Origin of the sequence: Streptomyces nanhaiensis, from assembly GCF_046614825.1 — a bacterium.
Classification (GTDB): Bacteria; Actinomycetota; Actinomycetes; order Streptomycetales; family Streptomycetaceae; genus Streptomyces; species Streptomyces radiopugnans.
Genome location: NZ_JBKJFM010000072.1, coordinates 1 through 14,393, shown reverse-complemented (window position 1 = coordinate 14,393; position 14,393 = coordinate 1). Strand labels below are relative to the sequence as shown.

The 14,393-nt window shown below is 73.8% G+C and carries 13 protein-coding genes and 1 pseudogene; 7 read left to right on the top strand and 7 right to left on the bottom strand.

What is annotated here, in order from left to right:
- Positions 1-128 precede the first annotated feature (128 nt).
- The 3 genes from ACLIYP_RS16915 to ACLIYP_RS16905 all read right to left on the bottom strand — a co-directional run bounded on the left by ACLIYP_RS16915 (position 129) and on the right by ACLIYP_RS16905 (position 1,728).
- On the bottom strand, positions 129-818 hold the full coding sequence (locus tag ACLIYP_RS16915) for a maleylpyruvate isomerase family mycothiol-dependent enzyme (protein ID WP_412713964.1): 690 nt from the start codon (positions 816-818) through the stop codon (positions 129-131).
- 42 nt (positions 819-860) lie between these two features.
- Entirely contained in the window at positions 861-1,310 is a 450-nt protein-coding gene (locus ACLIYP_RS16910) for an ATP-binding protein (protein ID WP_412713963.1), read from the bottom strand.
- Positions 1,311-1,416: 106 nt separating this feature from the next.
- The gene (locus ACLIYP_RS16905; RefSeq protein ID WP_412713962.1) at positions 1,417-1,728 is read right to left on the bottom strand and encodes an STAS domain-containing protein; all 312 of its coding nucleotides are present in this window, start codon (positions 1,726-1,728) and stop codon (positions 1,417-1,419) included.
- Between the two features lie 397 nt (positions 1,729-2,125).
- Here ACLIYP_RS16905 and ACLIYP_RS16900 point away from each other — a divergent pair, with 397 nt between their 5' ends.
- The gene (locus tag ACLIYP_RS16900) at positions 2,126-2,659 is read left to right on the top strand and encodes a sugar O-acetyltransferase (protein ID WP_412713978.1); all 534 of its coding nucleotides are present in this window, start codon (positions 2,126-2,128) and stop codon (positions 2,657-2,659) included.
- 203 nt (positions 2,660-2,862) lie between these two features.
- Positions 2,863-4,023, top strand: a complete 1,161-nt coding sequence (locus tag ACLIYP_RS16895; RefSeq protein ID WP_412713961.1) for a GH12 family glycosyl hydrolase domain-containing protein — start codon at positions 2,863-2,865, stop codon at positions 4,021-4,023.
- Between the two features lie 87 nt (positions 4,024-4,110).
- Here ACLIYP_RS16895 and ACLIYP_RS16890 read toward each other — a convergent pair whose 3' ends face one another.
- Together ACLIYP_RS16890 and ACLIYP_RS16885 are read right to left on the bottom strand one after the other, a co-directional pair.
- Entirely contained in the window at positions 4,111-4,812 is a 702-nt protein-coding gene (locus ACLIYP_RS16890) for a peptidoglycan recognition protein family protein (protein ID WP_412713960.1), read from the bottom strand.
- A 103-nt stretch (positions 4,813-4,915) separates the two neighbouring features.
- Positions 4,916-5,794 (bottom strand): lysozyme, encoded by an 879-nt coding sequence (locus tag ACLIYP_RS16885; protein WP_412713959.1) that lies wholly within the window; start codon positions 5,792-5,794, stop codon positions 4,916-4,918.
- A 652-nt stretch (positions 5,795-6,446) separates the two neighbouring features.
- Between ACLIYP_RS16885 and ectA the strand changes: the two genes are divergently transcribed.
- The 3 genes from ectA (at position 6,447) to ACLIYP_RS16870 (ending at position 10,677) form a co-directional block, all read left to right on the top strand.
- Entirely contained in the window at positions 6,447-6,956 is a 510-nt protein-coding gene (ectA, locus tag ACLIYP_RS16880) for a diaminobutyrate acetyltransferase (protein WP_412713958.1), read from the top strand.
- Between the two features lie 79 nt (positions 6,957-7,035).
- The gene (gene ectB, locus ACLIYP_RS16875) at positions 7,036-8,304 is read left to right on the top strand and encodes a diaminobutyrate--2-oxoglutarate transaminase (protein WP_412713957.1); all 1,269 of its coding nucleotides are present in this window, start codon (positions 7,036-7,038) and stop codon (positions 8,302-8,304) included.
- Positions 8,305-8,550: 246 nt separating this feature from the next.
- Positions 8,551-10,677, top strand: coding sequence for a SpoIIE family protein phosphatase (locus tag ACLIYP_RS16870; protein WP_412713956.1), 2,127 nt, complete (start codon positions 8,551-8,553; stop codon positions 10,675-10,677).
- A gap of 107 nt (positions 10,678-10,784) precedes the next feature.
- Here the strand turns inward: ACLIYP_RS16870 and ACLIYP_RS16865 are convergent.
- Positions 10,785-10,937: pseudogene (locus ACLIYP_RS16865) on the bottom strand (cellulose binding domain-containing protein); the annotation flags it as partial.
- Between the two features lie 75 nt (positions 10,938-11,012).
- Complete coding sequence (locus ACLIYP_RS16860) at positions 11,013-12,221, bottom strand: YncE family protein (protein ID WP_412713955.1); 1,209 nt, start codon at positions 12,219-12,221, stop codon at positions 11,013-11,015.
- Between the two features lie 90 nt (positions 12,222-12,311).
- Here ACLIYP_RS16860 and ACLIYP_RS16855 point away from each other — a divergent pair, with 90 nt between their 5' ends.
- Both ACLIYP_RS16855 and ACLIYP_RS16850 read left to right on the top strand, forming a co-directional pair.
- Positions 12,312-13,289, top strand: a complete 978-nt coding sequence (locus ACLIYP_RS16855) for an ABC transporter substrate-binding protein (RefSeq protein WP_412713954.1) — start codon at positions 12,312-12,314, stop codon at positions 13,287-13,289.
- A gap of 122 nt (positions 13,290-13,411) precedes the next feature.
- Positions 13,412-14,393: FecCD family ABC transporter permease (locus ACLIYP_RS16850; RefSeq protein WP_412713977.1), on the top strand; the 982-nt coding region annotated here is incomplete at its 3' end.

Genomic DNA, 14,393 nt, shown 5'->3' with positions numbered 1-14,393 from the left:
ATGATGCGCCTGTGGGGCGCGACAGGGAACCGGCGGGGAGCGGGGATCGCGGATATCCGGCAGGGCATCCGGAACCCGTACCGGCCGCTGCCGGCGGCGGGGGCCGGGGCCGTGCACGGGAGACCAGGTCAGGGGACCAGCGGGCCGTCCAGGACCCGGAGCCCGGCCGCGCGGTCGCCCTCCCAGGCGATCCGCCCGTCGTCGGCCGGGACGCGTCCCCACAGCATGAGCGGCAGGTCCGCGGCGGTGGCGGAGGCCGTGGCGACCGGAGTGCCGGGGCCGTGGACCCACGGCGCGCCGGTGCCGGTGGAGACCAGGCGTACGGCCTGCCCGGGCGCGACCGCGCGCCCCCGTGCCGACTGCCGCGGTGCCATGGTGTCGAACACCTCCGCCACGCTCTCGGCTGCCGTCTCCGTGCCGAGCGGGCGGGCCGTGCCGAGCGCGTTCTCGGCGTCCCACCGGTGTACGAGGGTCTCCAGGCAGCGGCGCCGCCGCCGGAAGCCGACCGTGTGCGGAGGGTGGAACGTCCAGGCCGGGGCGGAGGGATCGGACCGCAGCGCCTCCAGCAGCACCGAGCACGTCCCCTCGAACCGCCCCGCCGGTTCCGCCGGATCCCGGGGAGTCCGGGGCCGGTGGTCGCCGTGCCCCTCGGTCACGGCCGCCGCGGCCCACCGGTTGCCCGCGCCCAGGTGCCCGGCCGGATCGCGCAGTGTCCAGCCGCCGCAGTGCTCGACGGGGGCGTCCAGGTCCCCGTCGAGACAGGCCCGGAAGGCCTGGAGTCCGTGCTGTGTCCGGGTGAGGAGGGACAAGGGGGCCATGACCGTCAAACCTGGCCGGACCCCGGCGGCACGGAGCCGGTTTCACCACGGCAGGAAGGCGTGGACCTCCTTGCCGTCCGGCATCGGGTGGACGCTGAGCCGGTCGGCGATCCGCTCGACGATGGACCAGCCGAAGCCGCCCCCGCCGCTGTTCAGGTCCGCCTGGCGGGGCCTGGGCGGGGCCGGGTCGCTGTCGCGGACGGTGACCTGCACGCGGCCCTCGGCGAACGCCAGGCACAGGGTGAGCGGGCCGGGGGCGTGGCGTACGGCGTTGGTGACCAGTTCGGAGACGACCAGCAGCACGTCGTCGTGCGAGCGCTCCCCGGCGGGCGGCTCGGTGCCCGCCAGTTTCGTCAGGAAGGCGTCGGCGGCGTCGCGGGCCTGGGCGATGGTGCCTGAGTGGCCGTCGAAGTCGGCGCGCAAATGGGGAGCCCCCAAACCCTCGCTCAGCAGTTCCATCGCCGGTCCCCCAGTCAACACAGCGGTGTCCATGGTGCGTCTTCCCGCTGTTGTCCACACCATACGCCGCTGTCGCACCGCCCCGCCGCAACCACCGCCGGGGACGGACCTGTGCAGGGGCCCGGAAAGGGGGGAGCGGTCAGCCGGCGACGGTGAAGAACCCCGCCAGACCGACCAGTTCCAGCAGCCTGCCGGGCTGCTCGCCGACGCCGGTCAGGGTCAGGGGGGCTCCGCGGTCCCGGCAGCGGCGCTCCAGGGAGAGCAGGGCGTGCAGGCCGGCGGAGTCCATGAAGGGGACGCTCGACAGGTCCACGGCCAGGCTCCGCCACGGCTGGTCGAGTTCCTCCAGGACGCCCGTCAGGGCCGGCGCGCTGTCGTGGTCGACGTCGCCGCGGGGGTGCAGGACGACGGTGTCGTGTTGGCGGGTGATGGCGACGGACAGGGTGCGCATGGCCCTTCGACCCCCTTCCGGGGTGGATCGGCTCGTGTCGGCCGGAGACGGTTTCCGGATCGGGCGGTTCGGGGAGGTCCGGCCGGCGCGGGCGTAGGAGCCACCCGGCCAGACGGCGAGGCGGCTCCCCCCACCGTCACACACCTGGAGCCGCCGCGCCACCATCGTTGTCCCAAATACCGGCCCGTGCGCACGTCCGGGTGAGCCGGGCGGGACGGGAGGCGGCCGTGTGCCGGCCGGGGCCGGCGCCGGTTCACCGCCCACCGGGCCGGACACGGCGGTGACGCCGACGGGGTTCCGGGGAATCCGTACGGTGTGCCCGCCGAGCCGCCGGGCGGTCGGCCCGGCGGGCGGTGACGTTGATCGGAGGGGTGTCGTGACCAGCCACAAGGACCGCATGCTCGCCGGTGAGCCCTATCTCGCCGACGATCCCGAACTGGCCGCCGACCTGCGGCGCGCGGCCGAGCTGTGCGAGCGGTTCAACGCCTCGCCGGCCGCTGGCCCCGCCGCGCGCCGGGCGGTGCTCGCCGAGCTGCTGGGCGGGCTGGGGGAGGGGGCCGAGGTCCGGCCGCCGCTGTACGTCGACTACGGCTACCGGATCACCATCGGGCCCGGCACGTTCGTCAACTTCGGTGCGGTCATGCTCGACGTCGCCCCCGTCTCGATCGGCGCCGACGTCCAGATCGGCCCGAACGTCCAGTTGCTCACCCCGACCCATCCGCTCGACCCGGAGCGGCGCCGCGCCAAGTGGGAGGCGGCCGAGCCGGTCACCGTCGGCGACAACGTGTGGCTGGGGGGCGGCGTCATCGTCTGCCCCGGTGTGACGGTGGGCGAGAACACGGTGGTCGGCGCCGGAGCCGTCGTCACCCGGGATCTGCCCGCGAACGTCGTCGCGGTGGGCAATCCGGCCCGCGTCGTCCGCGAACTCTGACTCCGGGCGGCCCCGCCGGGCCTAAGGAGGACGAATGCCCGGTTGCTCACGACCTGCGGTGATATGCGCTGATCCGGGGGTGGGGGTGGAAGTCGAGGGTGCGGCCCGTCTTGTCATGTCCCCTGGGATGGTCATAGAGTCCGCCGCGCAGTGATGGGAGCGCTCCCAGCGTCTCCCTGCCCCGCTCCTGCCGAAAGGACAGCATGACTTCTTCCCTTCGCATCCCCCTCCGGCGCCTACCCCGGACACGCGCCGTCCTGCTGGCCCTCCTGATGGTCGCGGGGGTCATGACGGCCCTGACCGCCACGGCGCAGTCCGCGCGCGCCGACGAGCGGATCTGCGACCAGTACGGGAGCACCACCATCCAGGGCAGGTACGTGGTGCAGAACAACCGCTGGGGCACCAGCGCCACCCAGTGCATCGACGTGACGGGCACCGGGTTCCGGCTCGCCCAGGCCGACGGCTCCGTCCCGACCAACGGCGCGCCCAAGTCCTACCCCTCGGTCTACTTCGGCTGCCACTACACCAACTGTTCCCCGGGCACCAACCTGCCGATGCAGGTCGGCTCGATCGGCAGCGCGCCCAGCAGCGTCTCGTACACCTACGTCGACAACGCCGTCTACAACGCCTCGTACGACATCTGGCTCGACCCCACGCCGAAGAAGGACGGGGTCAACCGGACCGAGATCATGATCTGGCTCAACCGGGTCGGCCCGATCCAGCCCATCGGCTCCCGCGTCGGCACGGCGAACGTCGGAGGCCGCAGCTGGGAGGTGTGGACCGGCAGCAACGGCTCCAACGACGTCATCTCCTTCATCGCCCCCTCGGCGATCACGAGCATGAGCTTCGACGTCATGGACTTCGTCGACGAGACGGTCGCCCGCGGCATGGCCCAGCGCTCGTGGTACCTGACGAGCGTCCAGGCCGGCTTCGAGCCGTGGCAGAACGGCGCGGGCCTGGCCGTGAACTCCTTCTCCGCGTCCGTCAACACCGGCGGCAGCGGCGGCGGTGACGGCGGCGGTGGCGGCGGGGAGCCCGCGCCGAGCGGCTGCGAGGTCACGTACACCACCAACTCCTGGTCGAACGGCTTCACCGCCGACGTCCGCGTCAGGAACACCGGCTCCACCGCGATCAACGGCTGGGAGATGAACTTCGCCCTGCCCGCGGGCCAGTCGGTCACCAGCGCCTGGAACGCCACGGTCTCCTCCGCCGGAGGCACGGTGACGGCCCGTCCGGTGGAGCACAACAGGAACATCGAACCGGGCGGCACCCAGTCGTTCGGTTTCCAGGGAAGCCACTCGGGGGGCACGCTCGCCGAGCCGGCCCGTTTCACCCTCAACGGCACCGTCTGCACGGTGAAGTGAACCGCGCACGGCGGACGCCTTAGGGCGGCGCGGGGCCCGGACCGCACAGAGGCGGTCCGGGCCCCGCGGCGTTCCGGCCCGCCTCCCTCAGCCCAGCCGTGCCGCCACCTCGTCGCGCAGCCGCGGCAGCATGTCGTGGAGCACCCCGGGGCACAGCGTGCCGGTGTTGAAGTCCTTGTGGCCGTACATCCGCGCGGGCGCGATGCCGTACCGCTCGCACACGTACGCGCACAGGACCACCAGCACCTCCCACTGGGCCTGCGGCGGCACCGCGCCCGCGTGGTACGAGCCCTCGCAGGCGATGCCGACGGCCCGGTCGTTCTGCCCGGAGGTGTGCGCGCCGAGCACGAAGGAGGTGCCGCCGGTGAGGGTCCGCAGGCTGCCGTGCCGGCCCTCGGTGATCCAGCCGCCCCGGCTGACGGCGAAGTGGTAGCCGGTGTCGATCCAGCCGTTGCCGTCCATGTGCAGGTCCTGGACCCAGTGGGCGTGTGCGTGGGCCCGGGCGCGGGAGAGGTCGGAGGTGTTCGCGCTCACCGTGTGGTGGACGACGATCCGGTCCGGCCGGTACCCGAGGACGGTGACGTTCCCCCGGGGCGGCCGGGCGTTCCACTCCTGGGTGCCGTCGACGTCGGGTTCGACGGTGCCCGATGCCCGGGCGGTGCCCGATGCCCGGGCGGTGCCCGGCAGGGCGCCGGCGGCGACGAGCCCGGCGGTACCGGTGATCAGCAGACGGCGGCGCAGCGTTTTCTCACCGTTCACGGTCGCTCCTCGAGGAGTCGCGCGGGGCATGCGGGTCGCGGGGGCGGGGGACGGGGGCGCGGGGCGGGACGGGGCCGCGGGCCTGCTCCGCCGGGCGGTGGGGCCGGCCCGCGGTCGTCCGCCTGCCCGGAGGCTACGGCGTGTTGTTGGCCAGGGCGAGGAGCCGGTCCCTGGTGCCGTTGAACTTGTTGCGGTCCACGTTCCCGGAGACGCCGGCGACCGATCCGGTGCTGGTGTACTGCCACACCGTCCAGGTGGGGAAGCCGCTGGGAATGGTCGGGGTCTCGCTGGAGGTCCAGTGCGCCACCCACAGCGGGCTCTTGCTGTACATGCCGGTCCAGTTGCCGGTGCAGGTGTTCCACCAGCCCGCGGTCGTGTAGATCACCACGTCGCGGGTGGTGCGCGTCTTGTAGGTGTTGTAGAAGTCGGTGATCCAGGCGCGCATCTGAGTGGTGGACAGGCCGTAGCACATCGCCCCGTACGGGTTGTGCTCGATGTCCAGGACGCCCGGCAGGGTCATGTTGTCCCTGGACCACGCACCGCCGTTGGAGGCGAAGTAGGCCGCCTGGGTCGAGCCGCCGGAGACGTCGGGGCGCGCGAAGTGGTAGGCGCCGCGGATCACGCCGGCGTTGTACGCCGCCGTGTAGTTGGTGTTGAACCGCGAGTCCTTGAAACTGGTGCCCTCGGTCGCCTTGATCCAGGCGAACTGGATGCCCGAGTTCCGTACCGAGGCCCAGTTGATGGCGCCCTGCCAGTGCGAGACGTCGATCCCCTGCACACCGCTGGTGTGTCCCAGCGCCCCCAGCGGCGGGTCCTCCTGTGCGGCGCCGCCCTCGTGGAGCCGGTAGCCGGCGCCCATGAACGCCGTGCCGGGCTTGAGGGGCTCCTTGGCGGGCGGGGGCGCCGCGGCGGCCGTGCCCGCCGTGCCCGTCAGCAGGGCGAGTACGGCGGCGAGCACGCCGACCACGGCGGTTCTCAGCCGTCGGGGGGTGGGGGATCTGTGCGAGAGCATGGCTTCCTCCTGGCGCTTCGAGAAGGCGGGAGTGGGGGGAGGAGGTGCTGGGTGGTGCCGTCGGTGCGGGCGAGCGCGCCGGCACGGACGCGCCGGCGTACCCGCATTGACGTGAACGCGTCATAAGTGACGCATGCGGGCGGTTGCTCTGTAAAGACGTTCCAGTCACTCCCTGTGGTCTCTACCTCTGCAGGGAGAGGCGAAGTGCGCCGACGGGCCATGCCCGGCGGAAACTTTCACGGCGCGAAAGAGAGCGCCGCGCGCGGAGGGCGTCCGGCGGCCGGAAGATCCGCGCCGCGGCCCTGTGCGTTCCGCCGTTCGGGTGACCTTTGGGGTGGGCTTCGGAGCCGGCCGGGCAGACCTTTCCGTTGTTTTCCGCCCCATCCGGCGCCACACGGGAAAAGGCGGGAAAAACTGCGGTGGCCGCCCGGAAGTCACCGGAGTAGTTTTCGATGAGTGCCGACAAGTGCGGGAGGCCTGCCGAACAGGCATGACGGCCCGGCCAGTTGCCCCGCGCACCGGAAAGACCGTCCGACAACGCAGGTGATTACTCCGCGAAATCCGCGCCCGGCAGTCTCGGGCTCCTGTCGGTCGATCCCGTTCGGCGGAAGCCGCCGGGAGATCGGATACCGACCGCGGTGGAGGTGAAGCCATGGCGACGCAGACGGAACCCCTGATCGAGGCGCCCGGCATCGAGGACGGCGCCGCCGTGTGGCGCATCGCCCGCGACTCCCGCGTACTCGATCTCAACTCCTCCTACAGCTACCTGCTGTGGTTCCGGGACTTCGCCGCCACCTCGGTGGTGGCGCGCGGTGAGCACGGCGGGCCCGTCGGATTCGTCACCGGCTACCTGCGCCCGGAGCGGCCCGGCACGCTGGTCGTCTGGCAGGTGGCGGTGGACGAGGAGCACCGCGGGCGAGGCCTGGCGGGCGCCATGCTGGACCATCTGGCCGCCCGGCCGGCCCCGCGGGGGGTCCGGTACCTGGAGGCCACCGTCGCACCGGGGAACACCGCCTCCGACCGGCTGTTCACGGTCTTCGCCCGGCGGCACGGCGCGGCGCTGGAACGCGAGGCGCTGTTCGGCGCGGAACTCTTCCCGGACGGCCACGGCCCCGAGGTGCTGTACCGCATCGGGCCGCTGCCCCGCGCCGTCCGGCCCTGATCCGCCGCACGTCCCGGCCCGCCGGGGACGGACGGCCCGCCGCCCGCCCGGCACCACACCCACCGAGGAGCACACCGCCATGACCATCACCGAAGCCGAGACCTCCGTCTTCGACACCCTGGAGTCCGAGGTGCGCAGCTACTGCCGCGGCTGGCCCAGGGTCTTCGAGTACGCGCACGGCTGCCGCCTCCAGGACGAGGACGGCCATGTGTACCTGGACTTCTTCGCCGGGGCGGGCGCGCTCAACTACGGGCACAACCCCCCGGTGCTCAAACGCGCCCTGCTGGACTACCTGGAGCGCGACGGCGTCACCCACGGCCTGGACATGTCCACCACCGCCAAGCGGGACTTCCTGGAGACCTTCCGCGACCTCGTCCTGCGTCCGCGCGGCCTGGACCACAAGGTGATGTTCCCCGGCCCGACCGGCGCCAACGCCGTCGAGGCGGCCCTGAAACTGGCCCGCAAGGTCAAGAGGCGCGAGACGGTGGTGTCCTTCACCAACGCCTTCCACGGCATGTCGCTCGGGGCGCTGGCGGTGACCGGCAACGCCTTCAAGCGCGCCGGCGCCGGCGTCCCCCTGGTGCACGGGGTGCCGATGCCGTTCGACAACTACCTCGACGGCAAGGTCGAGGACTTCCTGTGGTTCGAGCGGCTGCTGGAGGACCGCGGCTCCGGCCTGAGCCGGCCGGCCGCCGTGATCGTGGAGACGGTGCAGGGCGAGGGCGGCGTCAACGTCGCCCGGGCCGAGTGGCTGCGCGCCCTGGCCGGCCTGTGCCGCCGCTGGGACATGCTGCTGATCGTCGACGACATCCAGATGGGCTGCGGCCGCACCGGCGGCTTCTTCTCCTTCGAGGAGGCCGGGATCACCCCCGACGTCATCACGCTCTCCAAGTCGATCAGCGGCTACGGACTGCCGATGGCGCTGACCCTGTTCCGGCCCGAGCTGGACATCTGGGAGCCCGGCGAGCACAACGGCACCTTCCGCGGCAACAACCCGGCCTTCGTCACCGCCACCGCGGCCCTGGACACCTACTGGGCCGACAGCGGAACGGAGAAGCAGACGCTGGCCCGCGGCGAGCAGGTCGAGGCCGCCCTGGGCGAGATCGCCCGCGAGCACCGCCAAAGCGGGGCCGGATACCGGGGCCGCGGTCTGGCCTGGGGGCTGACCTTCACCGACGCCGGGCGCGCCGCCCGGGTGTGCGCCCGCGCCTTCGAGCTGGGGCTGCTGGTCGAGACCTCCGGTCCCGAGAGCGAGGTCGTCAAGCTGCTCCCGCCGCTCACCGCGACCCCGGACGAGCTGGACGAGGGCCTGCGCACCCTGGCCCGCGCCGTCGACGAGACCGCCTGACCGTGCGCCGTACGCCGGGCTTCCGGCCGGGGCGGCCCGGCGCGCGGAACCGGCAGTGTGCCGCCGCACCGAAAGCGTCATAATGTCCATGTATGGGAGATATTCGGCAGGCCCGCAGCGGGGTGCCGCCACCGGGATGGACGAGGGTGGCGCACCGGTGCCGCACGGCATCCGGCGCCGCGGGCAGAGCGGCCGGGGGGCCGCCCGGCGGCCTGGTCCCCGGGCGGGGCCGGCGAGGAGCGCACGGTGGCCGGGCCGGGTGAGGCGGCGGTCGTGCGCGACCGGCTGGAGACGGAGTTCCTGGAGGTGGTGCGCGCCACGGGCGCGTCCGTCGGCGGCCTCTACCTGCTGACCCCGGACGGGGACGTGCTGCGCCTGGCGATGCTGTACGGGGCGCCGCTCGACTTCATCGCACCCTGGATGAGGGTCGGTCTGGCCACACCCGTACCGGCGGCCGACGCGGTGCGCGAGAACCGCCTGGTGTGGGTGGGAGGCCAGGAGGACATGGCCCGGGCCTATCCGCGCACGGCGGTGGCGGTGCCGTACCACTTCGCCCTGGCCGCCGCCCCCGTCGCCACCGACCGTGTCAGGGGCTCACTGCTGCTGCTGTGGCCCGGCACCCACTCGCAGCGGATCACTCCGCGGCGGCGCGACAACGTCGTCTCCAACTGCCGGCGGCTGGCACGGCTGCTGGACGAGGAGGAGGCGGCGGGCCGGCCGGTCGGGGCGGTCACCCGGCCGCGGGTGCTGAGCCCCGGCACCGCACGCACCGGCAGGTCGCGGTCGGCGCTGGCCGCCGAGGACTTCGCCGAGCGCCTGCCCGGCGGCTGCTGCGCGCTCGACCTGGAGGGCCGCATCACCTTCGTCAGCTCGGGCGGCGCCGAGCTGCTGGGCCGCAGCGCCGACCAACTGCTGGGCACGCGCCCGTGGCACTCGCTGCCCTGGCTGGACGATCCGGTCTACGAGGACCGCTATCGCGCCGCGGTCGTCAGCCGCGAGCCCGTCTCCTTCACCGCCCGCCGGCCGCCCGGCCGCTGGCTGGACTTCCGGCTCTACCCGGACGCCAGCGGCATCAGCGTACGCATCGAGCCCGCGGGCACCGGCCCCAGTCCCGCACCGGTGCGCGGCGAGCGGACCGGTGGGAGCGCCCCGGCGAGGGCCGGGCAGCTCTACCAGATGATGCACCTGGCCGCGGCTCTGACCGAGACCGTCGGGGTGCAGGACGTGGTCGACCTCGTCGCGGACCAGATCATGCCCGCCTTCGACGCCAGGGGGCTGATCCTGTCCGTCCTGGAGGCCGACCGGCTGCGCATCATCGGCCACCGCGGCTACTCCAGGGAGGCCATCGAGCGGCTCGAAGGCCTCCCGCCGGAGACCGACCTCACCCCGGCCGGGCGGGTGCTCACCGAGGCCGCGCCGCTCTTCTACACCTCGGCGGAGGAGATGGAGCGCGAGTACCCCGGCCTGCCGCGGACGACCGGAAAGCAGGCGTGGGCTTATCTGCCGCTGAGCATCTCGGGCAGGCCCGTGGGCTGCTGCACCCTGTCCTACGACCGGCCCCACGCGTTCGCCGCCGAGGAGCGCGCGGTCCTCACCTCCCTGGCCGGACTCATCGCCCAGGCACTGGACCGGGCGCGCCTGTACGACACCAAGCACCAGCTCGCCCACGGCCTCCAGCAGGCACTGCTGCCCCACACCCTTCCCGCCGTCCCCGGACTGCGGGTGGCCGCCCGCTATCTGCCCGCCACCCGCGGCATGGAGATCGGCGGCGACTTCTACGACCTCATCCGCCTCAGCGGCAGCACCGCGGCCGCCGTCATCGGGGACGTCCAGGGGCACAACGTCGCCGCCGCCGCCCTCATGGGCCAGGTCCGCACCGCCATCCACGCCCACGCCACCGCCGGGGTCCCCCCGGACCAGGTGCTCGCGCGCACCAACCGGCTCCTGATCGACCTCGACCCCGGGCTGTTCACCAGCTGCCTCTACGTCCACCTCGACCTGGCCCGGCGGCGCGCGAGCATCGCCAGCGCCGGCCACCCCCACCCGCTCCTGCGCGGGCCCGACGGCCGCACCCGCCCCCTCGGCGTCCCGCCCGGTCTGCTGCTGGGCGTCGAACCGGACGCCGACTACCAGGTCTTCGACGCACCCCTGCAGGCGGGCGCGATCCTCGCCCTCTACACCGACGGCCTCGTCGAGACCCCGGGCGTCGACCCCGACCGGGCCACCGCCGATCTCGTCCGTCAACTCTCCGACGCCCCCGAGGGGGATCTGGAGCGGCTCGTCGACGCCGTCATCCGGAAGGTGCGCCCCACCAGGCAGCGCACCGACGACATCGCCCTGCTCCTGCTGCGGACGGTTTTCGGCGAGGACTGAGCGGGGCCCGCCACGGCCGGGGCCGTGGCGGGAGGGGCGGCGGAGACGGGGCTCCCGCCGGGTGCCGCGGTGGAGCCGCCGGTGGCGGTGAAACCGGGGGTGACGGCGCCGCCGGTCCCGGTGCTCCGGCCGTTCCGGACGCTGCCGAGGGTCCGGCCGGGGGCCAGAGCCATCGCGACGGTCCAGCCGCCGAGCGGGCCGGTGCCGCTGTTGCGGACCGGCACCTCGCCCTGGGAACCGCCGGACCAGCCGCTGACCGTGCGGTACCCGGCCGCGCCGGACGGTCAGCGGGTGCGGGCGTGCGGCACTCGCGCGGGGGCGGTCCGCGAGTGCCCTCAGCGGCCCACGGGGTCGCCCTCGGCACCGTCGCCCGGGGCGCGCAGCATCACGTGGCCGCCGTGGTGCAGCGGCGTGTCCAGCCGGAGACGGGCCGCCTCGCAGCCCGTCTCCGCGTCGAGGACGTGCACCTCGCCGTGGCCGCCGCGGGTGACGGCGACCCAGCCGGAGCCCGGCGAGGCGGCCACCGCTCTGCGCTGGACGCCCTCCCAGGGGGTGCCGCCGCGGCGCGGGGCGCCGTCCATGGGGGGAAGGGGGAGGCGGCGGGCGGCGCCGTCCGGGGCGTCCGCGTCCAGGAGGACCAGTTCGTCGCCGTCGGGGTGGACGCGGGTGAAGGCCGCGTGGTGCCGGGCGAGGGCCAGGCGGAAGACCAGGCCGGGGCCGAGTTCCGTGAGATGGGTGCGGCCCGTCTCCAGGTCGTGGCGCCAGGCCTGGTTGGTCCACTCCGGCCACCTCAGCGGATCCGGCGCGCCGCCGCGCAGTGTGCTCCACAGCGCCCGCCGGCGGGTGTCGAGGCGCAGGTACCAGCCGCGGGCGGGCGACCCCCAGGGGATCACCGCCTCGGCCGTGAGCCCGTCGCCCTCCCTCCGGGCCCGGTGCACTCCCTCGCCCGTGGCCGTGAACACATGCCCCGGGCCGGGCGCGTACGCGTCCCCGTGCCCGTCGTCCGGCAGTGGCAGGAGCGTCCGGGGGGCGGCCGGGGGGCAGCCGGGCGGCGCCGCGAGGAGGTCCGCGAACCGGTGGACGGCCAGCGCACCGGGTTCCCGGTGCCGCAGCACGACCAGCGGATCGCCGCCGCCGGGCACCGTCACCCCCGGTTCGCCGGTGCGCGTGCGCACCCGGGAGACCTCCCCGGTTGCCAGGTCCACGAGCGTCAGCAGGTCCGACCACGGCTCTGCGTTCTTCCCCAGGCCGGTGGTGACGGCCAGTCGGCGGCCGGACGGGTCGCAGGCGAGGTGTTCGGCCGGCACGGCGACCGGGACCGAGAGTTCCACGAGCTCGTCACCGAAGGGATCGAGCACCAGCAGCTCCCCCCGGCGGTCGTCGACGCAGGCCACCCGCCCTCCCGGCAGTGCCAGGAAACCGGCGTGCTCCGAGAGGTGACGGCCGGTCAGGCGGCCCTTGACGGCGCCGTCCGGAACGGTCAGCGCGTACAGGCTGCCGTCCACGTGGTCGGAGACGAGCAGCATGGGAACGGCGGTGGGCATGGGGGGCCTCCGGGGAAACGACATCGTGAAAACGATTATCATGTATCTTCGGCGTGTTCCGGCTCTCCCCGAGAAGAAACGAGGGCGTCAATGCTGCGTTCACCGTCGAGATCCACCCGCGGCTGGATCACCGCAGCGGTGCTGGGTTCCCTCCTGGTCGGCTGCGGATCGCCGTCCGGCGAAACCGCGGACGGCAAGGCCGAGCCCACGGCGAAGACCGAGGTCACCGTCGAACCCATCAAGGCCGCCACGGAGTTGACCGACGTGAACGGCACCAGGGTCTCCCTGGACGGTGAACCGGAGCGGATCGTCTGCCTGTTCGCCCTCTGCGACGACATCCTGACCGAGCTGGGCATCGTCCCGACGGCCACCAACAGCGCGCTGCTCGCCCACCCCGGCTTCCTGGGGAAGGAGAAGGCGAAGGAGGTCGACGTCATCCCCGGCGGTTTCATCGCCCCGGAGGTTGAGGCGATCCTCTCCCACAAGCCCGACCTCGTGATCGGGCTGGGGGACACCCACGGCAAGCTCGCCCCGGCGCTGAAGGGCGCCACCACGTTCTGGGCCATGCAGCCCGAGACGTGGGAGGACAGCGTCGGCTACCTGCGCGACGTCGCCGCGCTCACCGGCCGCACCGACGAGGGGGAGAAGGCCGAGAAGGCCTTCCGGACCAAGCTCGCCGAGGCCGAGAAGACCCCGAGCGACAAGACCGCGCTCGTCATCTACGGCAGCGACGAGAACTTCGGCGTGGCCACCCCGGAGACCGACGTGGCCGCCAGCCTGTTCCCCAAGATCGCCGAGTACCCCTGGAAGTCCCGCGGCGTGGAGGGAAGTTACAGCCTCGAGGAGATCCTCGCCCAGGACGTCGACGTGCTCTTCGTCGAGACGATGAGCTTCGGCGACGCGGACGGCAAGCTCTCGGAGAAGCTGGCGGAGAACCCCCTGTGGGGCAAGATCCCGGCCGTGCGCAACGGCGATGTCCACGAGGTGGACCCGGAGGTGTGGGCCAAGGGCCGCGGCACCCGTTCGCTGGGCATCGTCCTCGACGAGGCCACGGCCGCGCTGCGGTGAGGGCACCCGTCTCCGCGCCCGCCGGGGCGGAGGACACCGGGGCGGGGGCCGGGGCGGCGGAGGCCGCGGCGGTGGAGGCCCGGCGCCACGCGCGCCGGGCACGGGTGCGGCAACCGCTCCTGGTGGCCGTGCTGCTGGCCGTCTCGTCGTTCTGCGCGCTGAGCCTCGGCACCCCCTATGTCCCTCCGCACCGGCTCGCCGGCGCGCTGCTGGAGGGGGACACCACGCTCGCCGGGATCGTCGTCACCGAACTGCGCGTACCCCGCCTGGTGCTGGCGCTCGTCGCCGGCGCCTGCCTGGGGGCGGCGGGACTCGTGCTCCAGGAGGCGCTGCGCAACCCGCTTGCGGTGCCGGAGATGCTGGGCGTGTCCTCCGGGGCCGCGCTGGGGGTGGCCGCGCCCCTGGTGCTGGCGCTGTCCCTGCCCGCCGCCGTCCAGCCCCTGCTGGCCATCGGAGGGGCCGCGCTCGGCGGTGGGCTCACGCTGCTCGCCGCCGGACTGGGACGCAGCCCGTCCGCCGTGCTGCTGACCGGCGCCGCGGTCGCGGCCGCGCTGCAGGCCGCGCTGCTGGTGCTGATGGTCATGGCCGACCAGCTCGACCTCCAGCTCGTCTACCGCTACCTGCTCGGCTCCCTGTCGGCCCGGACCTGGGACGACGTGGCGGGCCTGTGGCCGTGGCTGCTCGTGGTCGCCCCCGCCCTCGTACTGTGCGCACCGGTGCTCTCGGTGATGCGGCTGGGCGACGAGGACGCCCGGGCGCTCGGCGTGCGCGCCCAGCGGGCCCGGCTGACCGCACTCGCCGTCGCCGTGGTGCTGATCGCCCCCGTGACGGCCGTGTGCGGGCCCGTGGCCTGGGTGGGCTTCCTCGCCCCGCACCTGGCCCGGTGGTTCGCCCCCGCGGCCGGGGCGGTGCGCTGGCTGCCCTGGTCCGCCGCGTGGGGCGCCGTCGTCGTCGCCGTCGCCGATGTGCCGGCCCGGCTGGCGCTTGCGCCCGTTGAGACGCCGGTCGGCGCCTGGACGGCCCTGCTGGGCGTACCGGCGGGGATCGTCCTGACCCGGTCGGGCGGCCGCGGCCGGGCTCGACGGTCCGCATCGGCGACGACGG

Bases quoted from the DNA above. Each gene is read 5' to 3' on its own strand.
- ACLIYP_RS16910 (WP_412713963.1), bottom strand. From the start codon at position 1,310: ATGGACACCGCTGTGTTGACTGGGGGACCGGCGATGGAACTGCTGAGC.
- ACLIYP_RS16905 (WP_412713962.1), bottom strand. From the start codon at position 1,728: ATGCGCACCCTGTCCGTCGCCATCACCCGCCAACACGACACCGTCGTC.
- ACLIYP_RS16860 (WP_412713955.1), bottom strand. From the start codon at position 12,221: ATGCCCACCGCCGTTCCCATGCTGCTCGTCTCCGACCACGTGGACGGC.
- ectA (WP_412713958.1), top strand. From the start codon at position 6,447: ATGGCGACGCAGACGGAACCCCTGATCGAGGCGCCCGGCATCGAGGAC.
- ACLIYP_RS16885 (WP_412713959.1), bottom strand. From the start codon at position 5,794: ATGCTCTCGCACAGATCCCCCACCCCCCGACGGCTGAGAACCGCCGTG.
- ACLIYP_RS16900 (WP_412713978.1), top strand. From the start codon at position 2,126: ATGCTCGCCGGTGAGCCCTATCTCGCCGACGATCCCGAACTGGCCGCC.
- ACLIYP_RS16895 (WP_412713961.1), top strand. From the start codon at position 2,863: ATGACTTCTTCCCTTCGCATCCCCCTCCGGCGCCTACCCCGGACACGC.
- ectB (WP_412713957.1), top strand. From the start codon at position 7,036: ATGACCATCACCGAAGCCGAGACCTCCGTCTTCGACACCCTGGAGTCC.
- ACLIYP_RS16890 (WP_412713960.1), bottom strand. From the start codon at position 4,812: ATGCCCCGCGCGACTCCTCGAGGAGCGACCGTGAACGGTGAGAAAACG.
- ACLIYP_RS16855 (WP_412713954.1), top strand. From the start codon at position 12,312: ATGCTGCGTTCACCGTCGAGATCCACCCGCGGCTGGATCACCGCAGCG.
- ACLIYP_RS16915 (WP_412713964.1), bottom strand. From the start codon at position 818: ATGGCCCCCTTGTCCCTCCTCACCCGGACACAGCACGGACTCCAGGCC.